Source organism: Streptomyces sp. NPDC001137 (assembly GCF_040298885.1).
GTDB lineage: Bacteria > Actinomycetota > Actinomycetes > Streptomycetales > Streptomycetaceae > Streptomyces.
Genome location: NZ_JBEPBA010000014.1, coordinates 148,410 through 169,046, shown reverse-complemented (window position 1 = coordinate 169,046; position 20,637 = coordinate 148,410). Strand labels below are relative to the sequence as shown.

At 71.4% G+C, this 20,637-nt stretch carries 17 protein-coding genes; 9 read left to right on the top strand and 8 right to left on the bottom strand.

The window, feature by feature from the left end:
- Positions 1-24 precede the first annotated feature (24 nt).
- From ABT254_RS26940 to ABT254_RS26925, 4 genes are all read left to right on the top strand, one after another.
- Positions 25-1,050: an esterase-like activity of phytase family protein gene (locus ABT254_RS26940; protein WP_351475074.1), complete on the top strand. Its 1,026-nt coding sequence runs from the start codon at positions 25-27 to the stop codon at positions 1,048-1,050.
- Positions 1,051-1,148: 98 nt separating this feature from the next.
- Entirely contained in the window at positions 1,149-4,883 is a 3,735-nt protein-coding gene (locus ABT254_RS26935; protein WP_351475071.1) for an ABC transporter ATP-binding protein, read from the top strand.
- A 77-nt stretch (positions 4,884-4,960) separates the two neighbouring features.
- Entirely contained in the window at positions 4,961-5,353 is a 393-nt protein-coding gene (locus tag ABT254_RS26930; protein WP_351475262.1) for a hypothetical protein, read from the top strand.
- A 97-nt stretch (positions 5,354-5,450) separates the two neighbouring features.
- Entirely contained in the window at positions 5,451-6,872 is a 1,422-nt protein-coding gene (locus ABT254_RS26925; RefSeq protein WP_351475068.1) for a S28 family serine protease, read from the top strand.
- Between the two features lie 34 nt (positions 6,873-6,906).
- On the opposite strand, the gene ABT254_RS26920 is transcribed toward ABT254_RS26925, so the two are convergent.
- The 3 genes from ABT254_RS26920 to ABT254_RS26910 form a co-directional block, all read right to left on the bottom strand.
- A complete protein-coding gene (locus ABT254_RS26920) occupies positions 6,907-7,542 on the bottom strand; it encodes a hypothetical protein (protein WP_351475065.1) in 636 nt (211 codons plus the stop codon).
- Between the two features lie 165 nt (positions 7,543-7,707).
- Entirely contained in the window at positions 7,708-9,501 is a 1,794-nt protein-coding gene (locus ABT254_RS26915) for a glycoside hydrolase family 3 protein (RefSeq protein WP_351475062.1), read from the bottom strand.
- A gap of 331 nt (positions 9,502-9,832) precedes the next feature.
- The gene (locus ABT254_RS26910) at positions 9,833-10,750 is read right to left on the bottom strand and encodes a LysR family transcriptional regulator (protein ID WP_351475059.1); all 918 of its coding nucleotides are present in this window, start codon (positions 10,748-10,750) and stop codon (positions 9,833-9,835) included.
- Positions 10,751-10,839: 89 nt separating this feature from the next.
- Here ABT254_RS26910 and ABT254_RS26905 point away from each other — a divergent pair, with 89 nt between their 5' ends.
- Genes ABT254_RS26905 through ABT254_RS26895 form a run of 3 tightly spaced genes read left to right on the top strand, consistent with a single transcriptional unit; the run spans position 10,840 to position 13,730 of the window.
- Entirely contained in the window at positions 10,840-11,754 is a 915-nt protein-coding gene (locus ABT254_RS26905) for an EamA family transporter (protein ID WP_351475056.1), read from the top strand.
- Positions 11,755-11,758: 4 nt separating this feature from the next.
- Positions 11,759-13,003: a 3-phosphoshikimate 1-carboxyvinyltransferase gene (gene aroA / locus ABT254_RS26900; RefSeq protein ID WP_351475053.1), complete on the top strand. Its 1,245-nt coding sequence runs from the start codon at positions 11,759-11,761 to the stop codon at positions 13,001-13,003.
- A 13-nt stretch (positions 13,004-13,016) separates the two neighbouring features.
- Positions 13,017-13,730, top strand: coding sequence for a GNAT family N-acetyltransferase (locus tag ABT254_RS26895; RefSeq protein ID WP_351475050.1), 714 nt, complete (start codon positions 13,017-13,019; stop codon positions 13,728-13,730).
- On the opposite strand, the gene ABT254_RS26890 is transcribed toward ABT254_RS26895, so the two are convergent.
- The 5 genes from ABT254_RS26890 to ABT254_RS26870 all read right to left on the bottom strand — a co-directional run bounded on the left by ABT254_RS26890 (position 13,714) and on the right by ABT254_RS26870 (position 18,013).
- A complete protein-coding gene (locus ABT254_RS26890) occupies positions 13,714-14,514 on the bottom strand; it encodes a sugar phosphate isomerase/epimerase family protein (protein WP_351475048.1) in 801 nt (266 codons plus the stop codon). The genes ABT254_RS26895 and ABT254_RS26890 overlap by 17 nt on opposite strands.
- A gap of 11 nt (positions 14,515-14,525) precedes the next feature.
- Positions 14,526-15,458, bottom strand: a complete 933-nt coding sequence (locus ABT254_RS26885; protein WP_351475045.1) for a bifunctional helix-turn-helix transcriptional regulator/GNAT family N-acetyltransferase — start codon at positions 15,456-15,458, stop codon at positions 14,526-14,528.
- Between the two features lie 102 nt (positions 15,459-15,560).
- Positions 15,561-16,160 (bottom strand): dihydrofolate reductase family protein, encoded by a 600-nt coding sequence (locus tag ABT254_RS26880; RefSeq protein WP_351475042.1) that lies wholly within the window; start codon positions 16,158-16,160, stop codon positions 15,561-15,563.
- 92 nt (positions 16,161-16,252) lie between these two features.
- The gene (locus ABT254_RS26875) at positions 16,253-16,480 is read right to left on the bottom strand and encodes a hypothetical protein (protein WP_502972048.1); all 228 of its coding nucleotides are present in this window, start codon (positions 16,478-16,480) and stop codon (positions 16,253-16,255) included.
- Between the two features lie 474 nt (positions 16,481-16,954).
- A complete protein-coding gene (locus ABT254_RS26870) occupies positions 16,955-18,013 on the bottom strand; it encodes a LacI family DNA-binding transcriptional regulator (protein WP_351475039.1) in 1,059 nt (352 codons plus the stop codon).
- A gap of 316 nt (positions 18,014-18,329) precedes the next feature.
- On the opposite strand from ABT254_RS26870, the gene ABT254_RS26865 reads away from it, so the two are divergent.
- Positions 18,330-19,487, top strand: coding sequence for a Gfo/Idh/MocA family protein (locus tag ABT254_RS26865; protein WP_351475036.1), 1,158 nt, complete (start codon positions 18,330-18,332; stop codon positions 19,485-19,487).
- Positions 19,484-20,635 (top strand): dihydrodipicolinate synthase family protein, encoded by a 1,152-nt coding sequence (locus ABT254_RS26860; RefSeq protein WP_351475033.1) that lies wholly within the window; start codon positions 19,484-19,486, stop codon positions 20,633-20,635. Before ABT254_RS26865 ends, ABT254_RS26860 begins: the two co-directional genes overlap by 4 nt.
- Positions 20,636-20,637: the final 2 nt, after the last annotated feature.

Sequence of the window (20,637 nt, the reverse complement as noted above, 5' to 3'; positions counted from 1 at the left end):
CCCACCCGCCCTACGGTGACGCCCATGCGCCTGAGAACCGTACTCGCGACCGCCACCGCGGCCCTGGCGGCGGCCACCAGTCTGACCGCCGCCGGGCCCGCCACCGCCGACGCCCGGCAGGGCCACGCCTGTTCGCCCTCCGTCTCCATCGACCGCTTCTCCGACGCGCTCGACAAGACGACGTACCAGGACACCTTCGTCGGCAACTTCTCCGCGCTCGCCGTGGACCGCGACGGATCGCTGGCCGCCCTGGAGGACCGCTCCTCGCTGTTCAGCCTGGACCGGAAGACCCTCGCGCCGCGGTCCGTCGTCCCGCTCGCCGACGAGAAGGGCGCCGCGCTCGACAGCGAGGGCCTGGTCATCGACGGTGACGGCACCCGCCTGATCACCTCGGAGACCGAGCCGTCGATCCGCCGCTACAGCACGGACGGCAGGATCCTCGACCGCCTCCCGGTCCCGTCCTCGCTCCTCGTCGCCCCCGCCGGACGCGCCACGGCCAACCAGACCTTCGAGGGCCTGACCCTCCTCCCCGGCGGCCACACCCTGCTGGCGTCGATGGAGAACGCGATCTCCGGCGACGCCACGGACATCGTCCGCTTCCAGACCTGGGAGCGGACGAAGGGCGGGCACTTCCGGCTCGGTGCCCAGTACGCGTACCCGGTCGACTCCGGGCTCGGCGTTCCCGAGGTCCAGGCCACGCCCGACGGCCGTCTGCTCGTCCTGGAGCGCGGCTTCACCTCCGGCGTCGGCAACACGGTCCGCCTCTATCTGGCCGACCCGCGGCACGCGACGGACACCAGCGGCATCGAGAACCTGACGGGGCAGTCCGGCGTCCGCCCGATCAGGAAGACCCTCCTCACGGACATGGTGACCTGCCCGTCACTGGGAGCGACGGCCAAACAGCCCCAGCCCAACCCCCTCCTCGACAACATCGAGGGAATGGCGATCACGGGGTACTCGAAGGGCCGCCTGAAGGTGCTGCTGGTCAGCGACGACAATCAGAACGCCGTACAGACGACGCGCTTCTACCACCTGCGGGTACGGGTCTGAGCCCCGCCCCTGTTTTGTTGCGGGGGGATGAAATCCGCCCCGGCGCGTGTTGGTGCCTTCCGGTAGATCAGGACTTCTGAGCGACGGAGGGCACCCGCGTGGAACCGCAACGGGGATGGGCACGACGGCTGGCGGGATACGCCTGGCGCTACCCGAAGGACGTCCTCCTCGCCCTCGGCTCCTCCCTCGGCGGCATGGCCGTCATGGCGCTGGTCCCGCTGGTCACCAAGGTGATCATCGACGATGTCATCGGTGACCACAGCCGCCGTATGGCCCCCTGGGCGGGTGCCCTGCTCGGCGCCGCGGTCCTCGTCTACGTCCTCACCTACATACGCCGCTACTACGGCGGACGCCTCGCCCTCGACGTCCAGCACGACCTGCGGACCGAGATGTTCGAGACGATCACCCGGCTCGACGGGCGGCGCCAGGACGAGCTGTCCACCGGGCAGGTCGTCGGCCGTGCCACCAGCGACCTCCAGCTGATCCAGGGTCTGCTGTTCATGCTCCCGATGACCATCGGGAACCTCCTGCTCTTCCTGATCTCCCTCGTGATCATGGCCTGGCTGTCGCTGCCGCTGACCCTGGTCGCCCTCGCCGTGGCCCCCGCCCTGTGGTGGATCGCCAAGCGCAGCCGCTCCAAGCTGCACCCCGCCACCTGGTACGCGCAGGCCCAGGCCGCCGCCGTCGCCGGTGTGGTCGACGGCGCCGTCAGCGGCGTACGCGTGGTGAAGGGCTTCGGGCAGGAGGACCAGGAGACCGGAAAGCTCCGGGAGGTCAGCCGCCGGCTGTTCGCGGGGCGGCTGCGCACCATCCGGCTGAACAGCACGTACACCCCGGCGCTCCAGGCCGTTCCCGCCCTCGGCCAGGTCGCCATGCTGGCGCTCGGCGGCTGGCTGGCCGTGCGCGGGCACATCACCCTCGGCACCTTCGTCGCCTTCTCCACCTACCTCGCCCAGTTGGTCGGCCCGGTCCGCATGCTCGCCATGGTCCTCACGGTCGGGCAGCAGGCGCGGGCGGGCACCGAGCGCGTCCTGGAGCTGATCGACACCGAGCCGTCCCTGACGGACGGGACGAAGGAACTCCCCGCCGACGCGCCCGCGACCGTCGAGTTCGACGACGTGTCCTTCGGGTACGACCATGAGCGCCCGGTCCTCGACGGGCTCAGCTTCGAGATCCGCCCCGGCGAGACCCTCGCCGTCGTCGGCTCCTCCGGATCCGGCAAGTCCACGGTCTCCCTTCTCCTCCCGCGCTTCTACGACGTCACGCACGGCGCCGTCCTCATCGGCGGCCACGACGTCCGCGAGCTCACCCTCGACTCGCTGCGGGCCGCGATCGGGCTGGTCCCCGAGGACTCCTTCCTCTTCTCGGACACCGTGCGCAGCAACATCGCCTACGGCCGCCCCGACGCCACCGACGAGCAGATCGAGGCCGCCGCGCGTGCCGCCCAGGCGGACCGTTTCATCCGCGAGCTCCCCGACGGCTACGACACCAAGGTCGGCGAGCACGGCCTGACCCTCTCCGGCGGGCAGCGCCAGCGTGTCGCCCTCGCCCGCGCGATCCTCACCGACCCGCGCCTGCTCGTCCTCGACGACGCCACCTCCGCCGTGGACGCCCGCGTGGAGCACGAGATCCACGAGGCGCTGAAGCAGGTCATGCAGGGCCGCACCACCCTGCTCATCGCGCACCGCCGCTCCACGCTCAACCTCGCCGACCGCATAGCCGTCCTCGACGCCGGCCGCCTCGCCGACATCGGCACCCACGAGGAGCTGCAGGAACGGTCCGCCCTCTACCGCCGTCTGCTCACCGACCCTGACGAGCTCGGCGGCGTATCGCCCGGCCACACCCAGCCCTCGCTCCCCGCCGAGGACACCTCGGTACGGGACGAGCTGGACGCCGAGTTCGACGCCGAGCGCGGGCTGACGCCCCGGCTGTGGACCGGTGACCGCGAGCGCAAGGACACCGCGCTGGCCGGGATGCCCGCCACCCCCGGACTCCTCGCCGAGGTCGAAGCGCTGCCCCCGGCGGACGACACCCCGGACATCGACGAGGCGCGGGCGGTGCGGCCGGAGGAGTCGTACGGCCTGAAGCGGCTGCTGCGCGGCTTCGGGCTGCCGCTGCTGGTCAGCCTGGGGCTCGTCGCCGTGGACGCGGGCATGAGCCTGCTGCTGCCGATCATGATCCGGCACGGCATCGACCAGGGCGTCTCCAAGCTGGCCCTCGGCGCGGTCTGGTCGGCCTCGCTGCTGGCGCTGCTCGCCGTGGTGGTGCAGTGGGCCGCGCAGCGCGGTGAGACCCGGATGACCGGGCGCACCGGGGAGCGGGTCCTGTACTCGCTCCGGCTGAAGATCTTCGCCCAGCTCCAGCGGCTCGGACTCGACTACTACGAGCGGGAGCTGACCGGCCGGATCATGACGCGGATGACGACGGATGTGGACGCGCTGTCCACCTTCCTCCAAACCGGGCTGGTCACGGCCTTCGTCTCCGTAGTCACCTTCTTCGGGATCATGGTCGCCCTGCTGGTGATCGACGTGCAGCTGGCGCTCGTGGTCTTCGCCACGCTGCCGCCGCTGATCGTCGCCACGTTCTTCTTCCGCCGGGCGAGCGTGAAGGCGTACGAGCTGGCCCGTGAGCGGGTGTCGGTGGTGAACGCCGATCTCCAGGAGTCCGTCTCCGGGCTGCGGATCGTGCAGGCCTTCCGGCGCGAGGGCGACGGCGGCCGGCGGTTCGCGGAGCGCAGCGACAGCTACCGCAGGGCCCGGATCCGGGGGCAGTGGCTGATCTCGATCTACTTCCCCTTCGTGCAGTTGCTGTCGTCCGTGGCCGCCGCCGCCGTGCTGATCTCGGGCGCGGGCAGGGTCGACGACGCCACGCTCACGACCGGAGCCCTGGTCGCCTACCTGCTCTACATCGACCTGTTCTTCGCCCCGGTCCAGCAGCTCTCTCAGGTATTCGACGGCTACCAGCAGGCCACCGTCTCCCTCGGCCGCATCCAGGAACTGCTCCAGGAGCCGACCTCCACCAAGTCCGCCGACGAACCCCTCGAGGTGCTCTCCCTGCGCGGCGAGGTCGCCTTCGAGGACGTGCACTTCGCGTACGGCTCCGCCGATGAGGCAGAAGGGGAAGAGGCGCTCGGCGGCATCGAGTTGAGCATCCCGGCCGGGCAGACCGTCGCCTTCGTCGGCGAGACCGGCGCCGGCAAGTCGACCCTCGTCAAGCTGGTGGCACGGTTCTACGACCCCACGGCCGGCCGGGTCACGGTCGACGGCCAGGACCTGCGCACCCTCGACCTCACCTCCTACCGGCACCGTCTCGGCGTCGTCCCGCAGGAGGCGTACCTCTTCCAGGGCACCGTGCGCGACGCCATCGCCTACGGCCGCCCGGACGCCACCGATGCCGAGGTCGAGGCGGCGGCCCGCGCGGTCGGGGCGCACGAGATGATCGCCACGCTCGACGGCGGCTACCTCCACGAGGTCGCCGAACGCGGCCGCAACCTGTCGGCCGGCCAGTGCCAGCTGATCGCCCTGGCCCGCGCGGAACTCGTCGACCCCGACATCCTCCTCCTGGACGAGGCCACGGCGGCCCTCGACCTGGCCACCGAGGCCCAGGTCAACCAGGCCACCGACCGCCTGGCCGGCCGCCGCACCACCCTCGTCGTGGCCCACCGCCTGACCACAGCCGCCCGCGCAGACCGGGTGGTGGTCATGGACCACGGCCGGGTCGTCGAGGACGGCACGCACGAGGAGCTGCTGGCGCGGGAGGGGCGGTATGCCGCGCTGTGGCGGACGTTCATCGGGGAGGCCGAGCCCGAGGAGCCGGTGGGCGCGTCCTACTGATGGTCGTGCAACCATCCGACATACGTCCTGCGTCCGTACACCCGTACGTACATCGCCGGGGTACGGGAGGGATGACAGTGGACAGTGGTGCGATACGGCGGCGGCTCGGGGCGTTCCTTGCCGTGCTGGCCGCTTCCGGGCTGCTTGCGCTCGCGGCGCCGGGGGAGGCGCAGGCCGCCGACTCCTCCTGCGCGGGCCGCAAGATCAGGACGTTCACCTTCTCCACCGGGGCCGTGAAGCTGTACAAGAGCGGCAACTACCTCTGCGCCCTCACCGTCCCCAAGAGCCCCGGTGGCAAGCGCCCCATGATGGTCAGCCTGCAGGCCCGCGGCTTCGAGCCCGTCGTCGACAAGGGACTGTTCACCCAGCACGCCGGCCCGGTCCGCTCGTACGTCGGACACCGCAAGGTGTGGATCAAGGGCTCGGTCGGCAGCGGGTCGTACGACTCCGGTGGCTGGAAGCGCTACTAACTCGCCAATCACAGCAGTAATCCCTCATCTCCCCTGGTGCGCAGCGGAGTTGCTCCGATAGCTTCCGCTCGCACATCTGATTCACAGGGGAGGGTGCATGCGCAAGGCGCTCAGATGGCTGCTCGCGCTCGCCGTGTTCATAGGCACGTTGAGCACGGCGGGTGCGGCCACCGCCGCACAGCCGGAGGCCACCGGGACGACCGACATCAAGGATCAGCTGCTCGCCATACCGGGGATGAGCCTGATCGAGGAGAAGCCGTACACCGGCTACCGCTTCCTCGTCCTCGACTACACCCAGCCGGTCGACCACCGCGACCCGTCCAAGGGCACGTTCCAGCAGCGGATCACCGTGCTGCACAAGGACGTCAGCCGCCCGACGGTCTTCTACACCGGCGGCTACAACGTCTCCACGACCCCCAGCCGCCGCGAGCCGACCCAGATCGTGGACGGCAACCAGGTCTCCATGGAGTACCGCTTCTTCACGCCCTCCCGGCCGGCCCCGGCCGACTGGAGCAAGCTGGACATCTGGCAGGCGGCCAGTGACCAGCACCGCATCTTCAAGGCGCTGAAGTCCATCTACACCAAGAAGTGGATTTCCACGGGCGGTTCGAAGGGCGGCATGACCGCCACCTACTACGAACGCTTCTACCCCCGCGACATGGACGGCGTCGTCGCGTACGTCGCCCCGAACGACGTCGTCAACGACGAGGACTCCGCCTACGACCGCTTCTTCACCAAGGTCGGCACCAAGGAGTGCCGCGACCGGCTGAAGGCCGTGCAGCGCGAGGCGCTGGTGCGCCGGGAGCCGCTGGAGAAGAAGTACGCGGCCTACGCGGCGGACAACGGCTACACCTTCCACACCATCGGCAGCCTGGACCGGGCCTACGAGGCCGTCGTCCTGGACTACGTCTGGGGCTTCTGGCAGTACAGCCTGCTCAGCGACTGCGCCACCATCCCGGCGGACGCCAGGACCGCGACCGACCAGGCGATCTGGGACTCCGTCGACAGCATCTCCGGGTTCTCCTTCTACACGGACCAGGGCCTGGAGCCGTACACGCCGTACTACTACCAGGCGGGCACGCAGCTGGGCGCGCCGGACATCCACTTCCCGTACATCGAGAAGCAGTACATCCGCTACGGCTACGAGTCGCCGCGCAGCCTGGTCCCGCGCGACATCCCGATGAGGTTCCAGCCGCACGCGATGCGCGACGTCGACTCCTGGGTGCGGCACCACGCGCACCACATGCTCTTCGTCTACGGCCAGAACGACCCGTGGGGAGCGGAGCGCTTCCGCGTCGACAAGGGCGCGAAGGACGCGTACGTCTTCACAGCACCGGGACTGAACCACGGCGCGAACGTCGCCGGTCTGGTCGCCGACCAGAAGGCGCTGGCCACCGCCCGCATCCTGCAGTGGGCCGGTGTCCCCGCCGCCTCCACGGCCGCGGCGAAGCCGCTGGCCAGGTTCGACAGCAGGCTGGACGTGCGGGACGTGGAGCGCGAGCCGGCTCTGCGGCCGTAACTCCGCCGACTCCTGTGCCGCGCCCGGCGGTTGTTCACACCCGCCGGGCGCAGCCCACCGGCTGTGCGCCGTCCAGCTGGACGTACAGCGCCGTCCCCGCGGGGCACTGGGCGCGCCTGGCGACCGCCTGCACCACCTTGTACTGCGGTTTCTTCGTGCCGCTGCCGTCGCAGGCCGTCTCGCGGACCTGCCCGCTCCCGGAGCCGTAGACGCAGTCGCCGACGATGGTGCGGGGGCCGCCCCCGCCGCCCGGGTCGCCGGGGTGCGGTGGCTCCAGGTTGCGCATACAGGCGTAGCCCTGCGGGATCGAGCCGTCGCCGTCCTCGTCGGAGGACGGGCTCTGCCGGCTGATGTGCAGGACGAAGTCCGTGGTCGCCGGGCACAGCGGTCCGTTGCCCGCCCTGCCGTCGTAGCGCGCCACGACCCGGGCCGCCGCCCGCTCGCTGGTGCACGGCACCTCGGTGAAGCTCGTCGAGCCGAACGAACTGCACTCGTCGACGGCGAGGAACACCGCCCCGTAGCCGGAGGGCTGGGTCGTGGTCGTCTTCGGTGCCGCGCCGGCCCGGCCGTCCTTGTCCGTCCCGGACTTCAGGACCTGGCAGCCGCTCAGCAGGGCGGCGACCAGTACCAGCAGTGCGCAGACCACCCCCACGGAACTTCTCTCACGCATCGCGATCCCCCCGGGCACCTCCCCAGATGACCCGCATCCAGCGTGACCCGCCGCAGCGGGCGCACGCCAGACGCGCGGGAGGCTTTGGGCCAGTTTGGGGTTGCGCGCCGGGTGCGTTACGTATGCGCCCTACGCGCCCTGCATCGGGCGCGGGGCGCAGGGGTTCTAGTACGTCAGTCCGTACCCGATGGGATACAGCACCTTCGCCGGATCGTCCGCCCGCTGCACCGGCACCGGCAGCTTCCCGCGCGGCACCGCCGAGCCCGCGACGACCCGCGCGGCCGCCCGCAGCTCCACATCGGTCCACGAGTACGACGCCAAGTGGGCCGAGGCGGAGGGGAGGTGGGCCACGTCGTACGGATTGCGGATCGCGATGGCCACCACCGGCCTTCCGGTCGCCGCCAGCTGTTCGACCAGCGTGCGCTGCGAGCTGCCCGCGGTGACGTTGTAGGTGCCCACGACCACCGCGTCCGCGTCCTGCGCCGCCGCGACCGCCGCGGCGACGGTGGCCGCGGAGGGGGCCGTGCCCGTGGACAGGGCGGTGGCGGTGAAGCCCAGTTCGGTGAGGGCGCTCGCGAGCACGCCGGTGGGCGGTCCCGTCGTACCGGACGGGGAGGCCGGGTCGGCGCCGACGACGAGGATCTTCCGGTGCGTGAGCCGGGACAGCGGCAGCAGGCCACCCGTGTTGACCAGCAGGGTCGTCGTGCGCTCGGCGATACGGTCGGCGGCGGCCAGGTGCTCGGCCGTGCCCACGGTCCGGTCGACGCCCTTCCGGCTGACGTAGGGCTCGTCGAAGAGCCGCAGCCTGGCCTTGAGCTTCAGGATGCGCAGGATCGACTCGTCCAGCCGGGATTCGGTGAGTTCCCCGTCCTGGACGGCCTTGAGGACGGCGTTCCAGGCGGTGGCGAGGTCGGGCGGGTTGAGGAGCTGGTCGACGCCGGCCTTGAGCGCGAGCACGGGGACGCGGTCGTCGCCGTACTTGGTCCGTACGCCCTGCATGCCCAGGGAGTCCGTCACCACCACCCCGTCGTAGCCGAGTTCCTCGCGCAGGATGCCGGTGAGGATCGGGTGGGAGAGGGTCGCCGGGTCGCCGGAGTCGTCGAGGGCCGGGAACTGGATGTGCGCCGTCATGATCGAGTCGATGCCCGCCTTGACGGCCGCCCGGAACGGCACGGCGTCCAGCTTCTCCCACAGCTCCCGGCTGTGGGTGATCACCGGGAAGCCGTAGTGACTGTCGACGGCCGTGTCCCCGTGCCCCGGGAAGTGCTTGGCGGTCGCGGCGACCGACGACCTCTGGTAGCCGGCGACCTCGGCGGCGACCAGTGCGGCCACCGCGTCCGGGTCGGCACCGAAGGACCGGACGCCGATGACGGGGTTGGCCGGGTTGATGTTCACATCGGCGTCGGGGGAGTAGTCCTGGTTGATGCCCATGGCGCGCAGTTCGGCGCCGGAGATGCGGCCAAGGGTGCGGGCGTCCTCGCGGGAGCCGCCGGCGCCCATCGCCATGGCGCCCGGGAAGAGGGTGGCGGGCCTGCCCACGCGGCAGACGATGCCGTGTTCCTGGTCGGTGGTGACAAGGACGGGCAGACCGCGGGGCCGGCTGAGGGAGGCGCGCTGGATGCCGTTGGACAGGTCCGCGATCTGGTGCGGGTCCTTGGTGTTGTGCGCCCAGGTGAAGTAGATGATGCCGCCGACGCGGTACTTGGCGATCAGCTCGGCGGCCGTGCGGACGCCGATCTCCTTGAGGTTGGCGTCGATGTCGGCCTGGTCGGGGTCGGTGGCCGAGTGGCCGTAGACCCGCATCACGAAGAGCTGACCGACCTTCTCCTCCAGGGTCATACGGGAGATGAGGGAGCGGAGTTTCTTGTCGCCGGGGGTGCCGGCGCTTGCCGTGGTGCCGACGGCCAGAGCCGCGGTGACGCCTGCGGTGGCGGCGAGGACGGTACGTCTGGAGGGCACGTGCGCTCCTTCCGGAGTGATCCGCTGGAGATCGACTGAAGGAAACTTCCGTGAGGGACTCAATATCCGGGAAGTTTCTGCCAGTCAAGGGAGCGCGCACGGCGGGGGTTTGGCGGAGGGGCCGCCATCGGCGCTGTTGGAGGGGGGCGCGCCGATGGCGGCGTGCTGCCGGCCGCTGTACGGCGGAGAGGGTGGAGTCAGCGATCGCAGCCAGCAGCGAGGGCCGACACCGCACGGCGGAGACTCATCCGGCAGCTTGCGGGTTGGACGAACCGTATGCGGGGCGGGTTCCCGCCTTCCGCGCGATTCCCGGAAGTTGGTGCCCGAGGGTTCAAGGGGACGGGTGGGACATGATGCCCGGCCACTGCTCCTGCAGAGTGCGTACCGTCTCTGCGATCGCCGGACGACGAGCGGCTCCTTTGCGCCACAGGGCGTACAGGCGCCGTACGGGGGTGGGCTCGAGGCGCACCTCGACCACCCCGGCGGGCAGCGGGCCGCGGCCCAGGCGCGGGACGAGACAGATGCCCAGGCCACCGGCGACCAGCGCGACCAGGGTCGGGTTCTCGTCGGCCTGGTGCACGATCTCCGGCTCGTGCCCGGCGGCCCGCATGGTCCGCACCAGCCAGTCGTGACAGACCCGCCCCGGCGGCTGGCACACCCACCGCTCCCCGCCCAGCTCCTCGCGCCGCACGGACTCCCGCCCGGCGAAGGGGTGGCCGACGGGCACCAGCAGCGTGCTGCGGTCGTCGCCGATCACCGCGTGCTCGACGCCCGGCGGCACGGGCAGCGGCGCGATGTCCCAGTCGTGCACGACGGCCAGGTCGACCGCGCCCTTGGCGACCAGGTCCACGGAGAGATGGGGGTCGATCTCGGTGAGCCGGGCGTCGAGCGCGGGGTGCCGGGTGGCCAGGTCGGCGAGCACGGCGGGCATCAGGCCGCGCGCCGCCGAGGCGAACGCGGCGATCGTCAGCCGCCCCGCCGGCACCCCGCGCCGCTCCTCCAGCGCGGTCTCGGCCCGCTCGACTATGGCGAGCAACTCCTGGGCCGTATCGACGAGTTGATGCGCCTCGGGGGTCAGCCGCACCCCTCGTCCTTCTCTTTCGAGGAGTACGGTCCTGGTCTCCCGCTCCAGCTTGGCGATCTGCTGGGACACGGCGGACGGCGTGTACCCGAGCGCGGCGGCCGCCGCTCCCACGGTCCCGTGGACGGAGACGGCGTGCAGGGCGCGCAGGCGTTGGAGATCGAGCACGGCAGCTCCCATTCATCAGCGTTGCTTCATCCGACCATGCAGTAATCATCGCTGGTGCTACACGGTCGTGGGGCGTGATGCTCGAACGCATGCGACCTGCACACCTTGCTCTCGCCGTGGTCGTCGCCGCCGTCTGGGGCGTGAACTTCACGGTCATCGAGATCGGCCTCGACCACTTCCCTCCGCTGCTGTTCTCGGCCCTGCGCTTCCTCGCGGCGGCCCTGCCGGCCGTCCTCTTCGTGGGCCGCCCGAAGGTGGCGTGGAGGTGGGTGCTGGCGGTGGGCCTGGTGCTCGGTGTGGCCAAGTTCGGTCTGCTGTTCATCGGCATGGACGCCGGAATGCCGGCGGGACTGTCCTCGCTGGTCGTGCAGATACAGGCGGTGTTCACGGCCGGGGTGGCCTTCGTCGTGCTGGGCGAACGGCCTTCCGCGGTACGGGTGTCGGGCATGGCGGTGGCGCTGGCGGGCATCGGTGTCGCGGCGGTCGACGAGGGCACCTCGGGCCCGCTCGGCGCCTTCGCCCTCGTGATCGGCGCGGCGGCCTGCTGGGGCGTCTCGAACGTCCTGACCCGCAAGGCGGCCCCGCCGGACGCCCTGAACTTCATGGTCTGGGTGAGCACGGTCCCGGTCCTGCCGCTGCTCTGCCTGTCCCTGCTGCTGGAGGGGCCGAGCCGGGACTACGACGCCCTGCGCGCCCTGGACTGGCAGGGCGCCGGCACGGTCGTCTACGTGGCCTGGGTGACGACGGTGTTCGGCTTCGGGGCGTGGGGGTGGCTGCTGCGCCGGTACCCGGCGTCGACGGTCGCGCCGTTCTCGCTCCTCGTCCCGGTCTTCGGGGTGTCGTCGGCGGCCGTCTTCCTGGGGGAGGGGGTGAGCCCGCTGCGCTGGTGCGCGGCGGCGCTGCTGGTGGGCGGGGTGGGGCTGGCGTCGGTGACGCGGGGGCGACGGGAAGTCGTCCATCCCGTGGACGAGGCGGCGACCGAGCCCGCACTCGGCCGATCATGAGGGCATGCCCGTAGTCACCATCCCCGGTTCCAAGTCCATCACCGCGCGTGCGCTCTTCCTGGCGGCGGCCGCCGACGGAGTCACCACCCTCCTGCGCCCCCTGCGCTCGGACGACACCGAGGGCTTCGCCGAGGGGCTGGTGCGGCTCGGGTATCGCGTCGGGCGGACCCGGGACGCCTGGCAGGTGGACGGCCGTCCGCAGGGCCCCGCGGTGAGCGAGGCGGACGTGTACTGCCGGGACGGCGCCACGACCGCCCGCTTCCTGCCGACCCTGGCGGCGGCGGGACACGGGACGTACCGCTTCGACGCCTCGGCCCAGATGCGCCGCCGGCCCCTGCTGCCCCTGACCCGCGCCCTGCGCGACCTCGGCGTCGACCTGCGGCACGAGGAGGCGGAGGGGCACCACCCGCTGACGGTGCGGGCGGCCGGTGTCGAGGGCGGAGAGGTGGTCCTGGACGCGGGGCAGTCCTCGCAGTACCTGACGGCGTTGCTGCTGCTGGGCCCGCTGACCCGCAAGGGCCTGCGGATCCGGGTCACCGACCTGGTGTCCGTCCCCTATGTGGAGATCACGATCGCGATGATGCGGGCGTTCGACGTGGAGGTCGAGCGGGAGGGCGACGTGTTCGTGGTCCCGCCGGGCGGCTACCGGGCGACCACGTACGCGATCGAGCCCGACGCCTCGACGGCGAGCTACTTCTTCGCGGCGGCCGCGGTGACACCGGGCGCCGAGGTGACGGTGCCGGGGCTGGGCGCGGGGGCGTTGCAGGGGGACCTCGGCTTCGTCGACGTACTGCGGAGGATGGGCGCGGAGGTCTCGGTGCGCCCCGACGGCACGACCGTCAGGGGCACGGGAGTGCTGCGCGGCCTGACGGTGAACATGCGGGACATCTCGGACACGATGCCGACACTGGCGGCGATCGCGCCCTTCGCGGACGGGCCGGTGCGGATCGAGGACGTGGCGAACACACGGGTGAAGGAGTGCGACCGGCTGGAGGCCTGCGCGGAGAACCTGCGGCGGCTGGGGGTGGCCGTGTCGACGGGCCCCGACTGGATCGAGATCCGGCCGGGTGTGCCGTCCGGGAGCGGTACGGAGATCACCTCGTACGGCGACCACCGCATCGTGATGTCCTTCGCGGTCACCGGCCTGCGGGTGCCGGGTATTTCGTTCGACGACCCCGGCTGCGTACGGAAGACTTTCCCCGCTTTCCATGAGGCCTTCGCCCAGCTGCGGGGGCAGTTGCCGGCGTAGGGGGTTCACGAGGATGGCTGAAGGCGGCGGTTACCGGCTCGAAGGCCCGGTACTGGAAGGCAGGTTGGTGCGTCTGGAGCCGCTGGAACACCGGCACGCCGCCGACCTCGCGGTGGCGGCCGAGGAGGACCGGGGCACGTACGAGTTCACCTGGGTGCCCACAGCAGCCGAGGTCGGCGACTACGTCGACGCGCAGCTCGCCCGCGCGGCCACCGGGCGGCTGGCACCCTACGCGCAGGTGTCGGTCGCGACCGGGCGGGCGGTGGGCGCGACCTCGTACTGGGAGCCGCGGTGCTGGCGCGGCGACGACCGGTTGGACGCCGTCGAGGTCGGTTTCACCTGGCTCGGCGCGTCGGCGCAGGGCACGGGTGTGAACGCCGAGGCCAAGCTGCTGCTCTTCCGGCACGCCTTCGAGGTGTGGGGTGTGTCGCGGGTGGACCTGAAGACCGACGCCCGTAACGAGCGTTCGCGCGCGGCGATCCAGAGCGTCGGCGCACGCTTCGAAGGCGTTCTGAGGAACTGGTCGCGTTCGTGGGCCCCCGGCGAGGAGGGAAATCTCCGCGACTCCGCGATCTTCTCGGTCACGGCGGCGGAGTGGCCCGAGTGCCGGGAGCGCCTGGAGACGCGGGTGGCCAGGTTCGCGGCGCGGGTACCGGGACGGCGGCTGCGCCCCGCGGCGCAGCCGCACAGCGGCACTCTCGAGCAGAGCGCTACGCGCACTCGTTGAGCAGTCGCCCCAGGTGCTCCCGCCCCGTCGCCAGCAGCTCCGGCAGCGGTGCGGCCTCCTCGTACCACCGCTTCTCGTACTCCCAGCACAGCCAGCCGTCCCAGCCGTGCCGGGAGAGCACCTCCACGGTCTCGGTGAGCGGCAGTACGCCCGCGCCGAGCGCGAGCGGGGCCGTGTCCTCGGCGGAGGCGATGTCCTTGACCTGGACGTAGCCGAGGTAGGGGGAGAGGGCCGCGTACGACTCCGAGGGCTGCTCGCCGCCCAGCCAGGTGTGCATGACGTCCCAGAGGGCGCCGACATGGCGGTGCCCGACGAGACCCAGGATGCGGATCGCGTCGGCGGCCCTGCGGTGCGAGTCGTGGGTCTCGAGGAGGATGCGTACGCCGAGGTCGGCGGCGTACTCCGCCGCCGTGCCGAGCCGTCGCGCGGCCGTCGCGTCGGCGCGCTCGGTGCTCTGCTCGTGCCCGCCGCCCGGGAAGACCCGGATGTAGGGGGCGCCGAGGTCGCGGGCGAGGTCGAGAAGGCCGCGGATCTCGTCGATCACCGGACCGTCGTCGCCGGGCGCGGCCACGCGCGCGTACCCGGCGAGGCCCAGCACCTCGATGCCGCCCGCCTTGAACTCGGCGGCCACGTCGGCACGTTCCGAGAGGTCGATGCCGGGGTGCACCGGCTCCTCCGGATGCGCGCGCAGTTCGACACCGTGGTAGCCGTGGGTGGCCGCCAGCCGGATCACGTCCGGGATGGGCAGGCCGGGTACGCCGAGGGTGGAGAACGCCAGTCTCATGGTCCCTACTGTCACTCGGGGGTGCCGTGCAGGTCCAGGCGCCAGTCCTGGCCGTTCAGGTCCTTTCCGAAAGAACGGTGCGGTTTCTCGGCGACGAGCACGAAGCCGTGGCGCTGGTAGATGCGGCGGGCGGAGGCCAGGACGTCGTTGGTCCACAGGACGAGTTCCCGGTAGCCGACACCGCGCGCGAAGTCGACGACGGCCCGCACGAGCCGGTCGCCGATGCCGAGCCCGCGCGCGTCCGGCTCGACCAGCAGCAGCCGCAGCCGGGCCGTGCCGGGCGCCTCGTCCCGTACGCACATCACACACCCCACCGGGCGGCCGTCGAGCTCGGCGATCCACACCCGCTCCAGATGCGGGTCGTGGTCCTCGGCGAAGTCGGCGACGATCCGCGCCACCAGCCCCTCGTAGTCGGTGTTCCAGCCGAACTCGGACGCGTACAGCGCGGCGTTGCGCTGGACGATCCAGCCGAGGTCGCCGGGGGCCGGTTCGCGCAGGACGACGTCCTCACGGCGGGGAGGGCGGCCCTCGGAGAGGATCTCGCGGACGGCCCGCATCGCCTCCGCCAGGCGCGGCCGCTCGGCGGAGGGCACGGTGGACAGCAGCGCGCCCACCGATTCGTTCGCACGCTCGGCGAGGAGGGCGGCGGTCTCGCGGCCGTGGGGCGTGAGGGAGACGCGCCGGCGCCGGGAGTCGTCGGCGGACGGCGTGCGCTCGATCAGCCCGTCCTCCTCGAACTTGTTCAGGATCCGGCTCAGGTACCCGGCGTCCAGGGAGAGTTCGGCCCGCAGGTCGGCCGCGTCCGTCCGCGGGGAGTGCGCCAGTTCGTACAGGACGCGGGACTCGGTCAGGGTGAACGGGGCGTACAGCTGGCGGCTGTAGTCGAGGGCACCGATGACGTTCGTGTAGAAGCGGTTGAAGGTGCGGATGTCCTGGACGGTCATGAGCGTCGACCCCCGGATGGTTGTCCCGGATACATGAACCAGATAGTTGACTCAGTCAGAGATACCGTCGGCTCCGAGACTAGGACACCCGCACCCGCGTGACTACCCCTCGTCGGTCACCGGCCGGTACACGCTCACCTGCACACCGGTCTTGCCCCTGGCCGTGGAGACCAGCTCGAACGGCCGCTTGGTCCCGTCCTCGGGGAAGATGGACTTTCCGCCGCCGAGGAGCACCGGCATGTGGATGAGCTGGAGTTCGTCCACCAGCCCCTCGCTGATGAGGGTCCGCACGAGGGTGGGGCTGCCCATCATCGCCAGGTCGCCGCCGGGAGCGGCACGCAGCTCACGGATCCGCGCGACGGCCTCCCCGCCCGGGATGCGCTCGGTGTTGTTCCAGGTCAGCTGGTCGTCGTCGAGGGTGTCGGTGACGACGTACTTCTTCATCGCGTTGAGCCGGTCGGCGAACGGGTCCCCGGCCCGGTCGGGCCAGGCCGCCGCCATCGTCAGATAGGTACGGCGCCCGTACAGCAGTGCCTCGGCCTGCTCCAGGCCCGCGGCGAAGGCCCCGCCGACCACCTCCGGATCGAAGTACGGATGCGACCACCCGCCGTGCGCGAACCCGCCGTCGGTGTCCTCCTGGGGACCGCCGGGCGCCTGCACGACTCCGTCGAGACTGATGAACTCGCTGACAACGATGCGCATGTGACTCGCTCCCTACTGTCCGTACTCTCCGTCTGCGGTGCCTTGACCGGCGTTACGTCCATCAGACCGAAGAACCGGCCGAGAGTCATCGCTCAGTCCCACCAGAACCGCCACTCGGTCCGTCCGACCAGCTCGGCGGTGGAGAGGACATGCTCCAGGGCGAGCCGCTCGGCGTGCGGAAGGTCGAGCGGCGGCCGGGCGGCCGAGGCGAACAGCTCACCTCCGAAGGCCGCCACGACCCGGGCTCCGAACCGCTCCTCCCCACTGCGCAGCAGGGCACACAGCAGGGGCAGCGGGGCCCCGGAGGACCGGCCCAGCACGGCCGGTACATCGGCACTGTGGCGGGCGGGGATGAGGGCGAGGGCGAGGTGACATGTGCGGGCGAACGGATGCGTTTGCAGAAGGTCCTCGACGACCCGCGCCGAGGCCTCCTCCGGCCTCGGACCGTCCGCCCTGCTCTCCGCTGCCTCCGCCAGTCCGGGCCAGCTCTCGAACGGCGGTCCCGGGTCGTGAGGCCAGGGCGCGATGCCCTCGGGCAGATCGTCGTATCGAGCCGGCTCGCGCCACGACGGCGTCCATGGCCTCCAGGCCCTGGAGGAAGAAGGAGGCGTCGGGCCGGCGGAGATACGGATGCCCGCCCGTCGTCCCGGCCGACTCCATCAGCCGAGGCCACAACTCCACGAGGTCGTCGGGCAGTTCCTCGGACACCCACTCAGCCCGTCCGGCGTCTGAGGACGAGGCCGTTCAGGCCGAAAGCGGGGGTCTGGGGGCGGCAGCCCCCAGAGACGGGACGGTCACGCCGCCGCCGGATTCCGCGGCACCCCGGAGGACCCCCGCACCATCAGCTCCCCCCGGACCGTAGCCATCCCGCCCGGTGGCGGCTCCTCGCGCCCCATGGCGATCCGCCCGGCCCGCGCCCCCGCCTCCGCCAGCGGCAGCCGCACCGTCGTCAGCGCGGGCACCGCGTCGACACTGAACGGCAGGTCGTCGAACCCGGCGACCGACACGTCCTCCGGAATCCGCAGCCCGGTCTCCCGCAGCGCCGCGCACGCCCCGAGCGCGACGGAGTCGTTCGCCGCGACCACCGCGGTGAGGGACGGGTCCCGGCGGAGCAGCTCCAGCGTCGCCTCGTACCCGGAGGTCCGGTCGTAGCGCCCCCACACCGTCAACCGCGGATCCTCCTCGATCCCCGCCGCGGCCAGCGCCGCCCGGTGCCCCTCGAGACGGTGCCGTGTCGTCGTCCGCTCCTCCGGACCCGCGATATAGCCCAGCCGCCGGTGTCCAAGGCCGATCAGGTGCTCGGTCAGCTGCTGTCCGCCCCCGCGGTTGTCGAAGGCCAGCGCGATCGCCCCGGTGTCCGGCGCCGGCGGCCGCCCGCACAGCACCACCCGTGTCCCCGCGTCCGTCAGCTTCCGCAGCTTCGCCGCGACCGCCGCCGCGTGCGGCTCGTTCTCCATGGCGCCGCCGGTCAGCACGACCGCCGCCGCCCGCTGCCGCTGCAGGAGGGTCAGATACGTCAGCTCACGCTCCGGCGAACCCCCCGTGTTGCAGACGACCGCGAGGCGCTCACCGCCGGCCCGGCCGCCCGGCCCCCCGATCTCCGACTGGATCGCGCTCGCCATGATCCCGAAGAAGGGGTCGGCGATGTCGTTGACGAGGATTCCGACCAGATCGGAAGTCGCCGCCGCCAGCGCGCTGGCCGGCCCGTTCAGCACGTAGTCCAGCTCGTCGACCGCCTTCAGCACCCGCTCACGGGTGGAGGCGGCCACGGGATAGTTCCCGTTCAGCACGCGCGACACCGTCGCGGGCGAGACCTGCGCGCGGGCCGCCACGTCCGCCAGGGTCACCGTCATCTCGTCGTCCTCCGGTCGCGCATTTCGTCGCGCATCTCTCGTACCTCGTCGTACGTCCGTACCTCGTCGTACGTGCTCGTAGACAGGCCGCCCGAGGCCTCCGGTTCCGAGCACGTCGAGCAGACCTTACGGCCAGAACCCCCCACTGTTCGTCCCCTCGAACAACTCGAAGCGGTCACGGTCTTGTCCGGACCACTGCCCAGAGGCTAACTTCTCCTTGTATAGAAAGCGCTTGCTGTGACGCTCATGAGTGGGGCCGACGCGGCGCACACCACCCGCGTACGACGCTGTGTACGACGCCTGCGAAGGGAATGACGTGACACGCAAGACGGTGCGTATCGCCATGAACGGCGTGACCGGGCGCATGGGCTACCGCCAGCACCTGGTCCGCTCCATCCTGGCCATCCGCGAACAGGGCGGCCTCGACCTCGGCGACGGCACGGTGCTGTGGCCGGAGCCGGTCCTGGTCGGCCGCCGCGAGCACGCGCTCAGGGCGCTCGCCGAGCAGCACGGCCTGGACCCGCTGAACATCTCGACCGACGTCGACGCGGTCCTCGCCGACCCGACCGTCGACATCTACTTCGACGCCCAGGTGACCTCGGCCCGCGAGGAGGCGATCAAGAAGGCGATCGCCGCGGGCAAGCACATCTACACCGAGAAGCCGACCGCGACCGGCCTGGAGGGCGCCCTGGAACTGGCGCGCCTCGCGAACGCCGCGGGCATCAAGCACGGCGTCGTCCAGGACAAGCTGTTCCTCCCGGGCCTGCTCAAGCTCAAGCGCCTCATCGACGGCGGCTTCTTCGGCCGCATCCTCTCCATCCGCGGAGAGTTCGGCTACTGGGTCTTCGAGGGCGACTGGCAGACCGCTCAGCGCCCGTCGTGGAACTACCGCGCGGAGGACGGCGGCGGCATCGTCGTCGACATGTTCCCGCACTGGGAGTACGTCCTGCACGAGCTGTTCGGCCGGGTGAAGTCCGTGCAGGCCCTCACCGCCACCCACATCCCGCAGCGCTGGGACGAGAACGACAAGCCCTACGACGCGACGGCGGACGACGCGGCCTACGGCATCTTCGAGCTGGAAGGCGGCGCGATCGCCCAGATCAACTCCAGCTGGGCCGTGCGCGTCAACCGCGACGAGCTGGTGGAGTTCCAGGTCGACGGCACAGAGGGCTCGGCCGTCGCCGGCCTGCGCAACTGCCGCATCCAGCACCGCAGCATGACCCCCAAGCCGGTCTGGAACCCCGACATCCCGGCCACCTACTCCTTCCGCGACCAGTGGCAGGAGATCCCGGACAACGACGAGTTCGACAACGGCTTCAAGGCCCAGTGGGAGCTGTTCCTCAAGCACGTCTACGCCGGTGCCGACTACCACTGGGACCTCCTCGCCGGCGCCCGCGGCGTCCAGCTCGCCGAGCTGGGCCTGAAGTCCTCGGCCCAGGGCGCCCGCATCGACATCCCGGAGATCGCGCTGTGACCATCCGACTCCCGGACTCCAAGGGCGGATTGAGGACGTACGAGCCCCGCCCCGAGCCCCTCGCCGTCACGGCCGGCTCACCCTTCACCTCTCGTACGGTCTTCTCGGCGGCGCACGTCGTCGCCGACCCGTACGCGGACGTGTCGCCCGACTCGCCCGCCGCCGTCGACTGGGACGCCACCCTCGCCTTCCGCCGCCACCTGTGGTCGCACGGGCTCGGGGTCGCCGAGGCGATGGACACCGCCCAGCGCGGCATGGGCCTGGACTGGGCGGGCGCGGCCGAGCTGATCCGACGGTCGGCCGCCGAGGCCAAGGCGGTCGGCGGCCGGATCGCCTGCGGAGTCGGCACCGACCAGATCACCGCCGGGTCCCTCGAGGAGGTCCGGACGGCCTACGAGGAGCAGCTCGCCCTCGTGGAGGAGTCCGGCGCCCAGGCCATCCTGATGGCGTCCCGCGCGCTCGCGCCGGCCGCGAACTGCCCCGAGGACTACCTGGAGGTCTACGGCCACCTCCTGCGCCAGGCCTCCGAGCCGGTGATCCTGCACTGGCTCGGCCCGATGTTCGACCCGGCGCTGGACGGCTACTGGGGCTCGTCCGACCTGGACGCGGCCACCGACACCTTCCTGGACGTCATCGCCGCGCACCCGGACAAGGTGGAGGGCATCAAGGTCTCCCTGCTGGACGCCCGGCGGGAGATCGACATCCGCCGCAGGCTCCCGCAGGGCGTGCGCTGCTACACGGGCGACGACTTCAACTACCCCGAGCTGATCGCGGGCGACGAGAAGGGCTTCAGCCACGCCCTGCTCGGCATCTTCGACCCACTGGGCCCGCTGGCGGCTCAGGCGGTACGGGTCCTGGACACGGGCGATGTGGCGGGCTTCCGTGCCCTGCTCGACCCGACCGTCGAACTCTCCCGTCACCTCTTCCAGACCCCGACCCGCTTCTACAAGACGGGCGTGGTGTTCCTCGCCTGGCTGGCCGGCCACCAGTCGCACTTCACCATGGTCGGCGGCCTCCAGTCGGCCCGCTCCCTCCCGCACTTCGCCCGCGCCTACGAACTCGCCGACGGACTGGGCCTGTTCCCGGACCCGAAGCTGGCTCAGGAGCGGATGAAGAACCTTCTCGCCCTGTACGGAGTGACCCAGTGACC

Bases quoted from the DNA above. Each gene is read 5' to 3' on its own strand.
- ABT254_RS26940 (WP_351475074.1), top strand. From the start codon at position 25: ATGCGCCTGAGAACCGTACTCGCGACCGCCACCGCGGCCCTGGCGGCG.
- ABT254_RS26880 (WP_351475042.1), bottom strand. From the start codon at position 16,160: ATGCGCATCGTTGTCAGCGAGTTCATCAGTCTCGACGGAGTCGTGCAG.
- ABT254_RS26895 (WP_351475050.1), top strand. From the start codon at position 13,017: ATGGCTGAAGGCGGCGGTTACCGGCTCGAAGGCCCGGTACTGGAAGGC.
- ABT254_RS26885 (WP_351475045.1), bottom strand. From the start codon at position 15,458: ATGACCGTCCAGGACATCCGCACCTTCAACCGCTTCTACACGAACGTC.
- ABT254_RS26920 (WP_351475065.1), bottom strand. From the start codon at position 7,542: ATGCGTGAGAGAAGTTCCGTGGGGGTGGTCTGCGCACTGCTGGTACTG.
- ABT254_RS26925 (WP_351475068.1), top strand. From the start codon at position 5,451: ATGCGCAAGGCGCTCAGATGGCTGCTCGCGCTCGCCGTGTTCATAGGC.
- ABT254_RS26905 (WP_351475056.1), top strand. From the start codon at position 10,840: ATGCGACCTGCACACCTTGCTCTCGCCGTGGTCGTCGCCGCCGTCTGG.
- ABT254_RS26870 (WP_351475039.1), bottom strand. From the start codon at position 18,013: ATGACGGTGACCCTGGCGGACGTGGCGGCCCGCGCGCAGGTCTCGCCC.
- aroA (WP_351475053.1), top strand. From the start codon at position 11,759: ATGCCCGTAGTCACCATCCCCGGTTCCAAGTCCATCACCGCGCGTGCG.
- ABT254_RS26890 (WP_351475048.1), bottom strand. From the start codon at position 14,514: ATGAGACTGGCGTTCTCCACCCTCGGCGTACCCGGCCTGCCCATCCCG.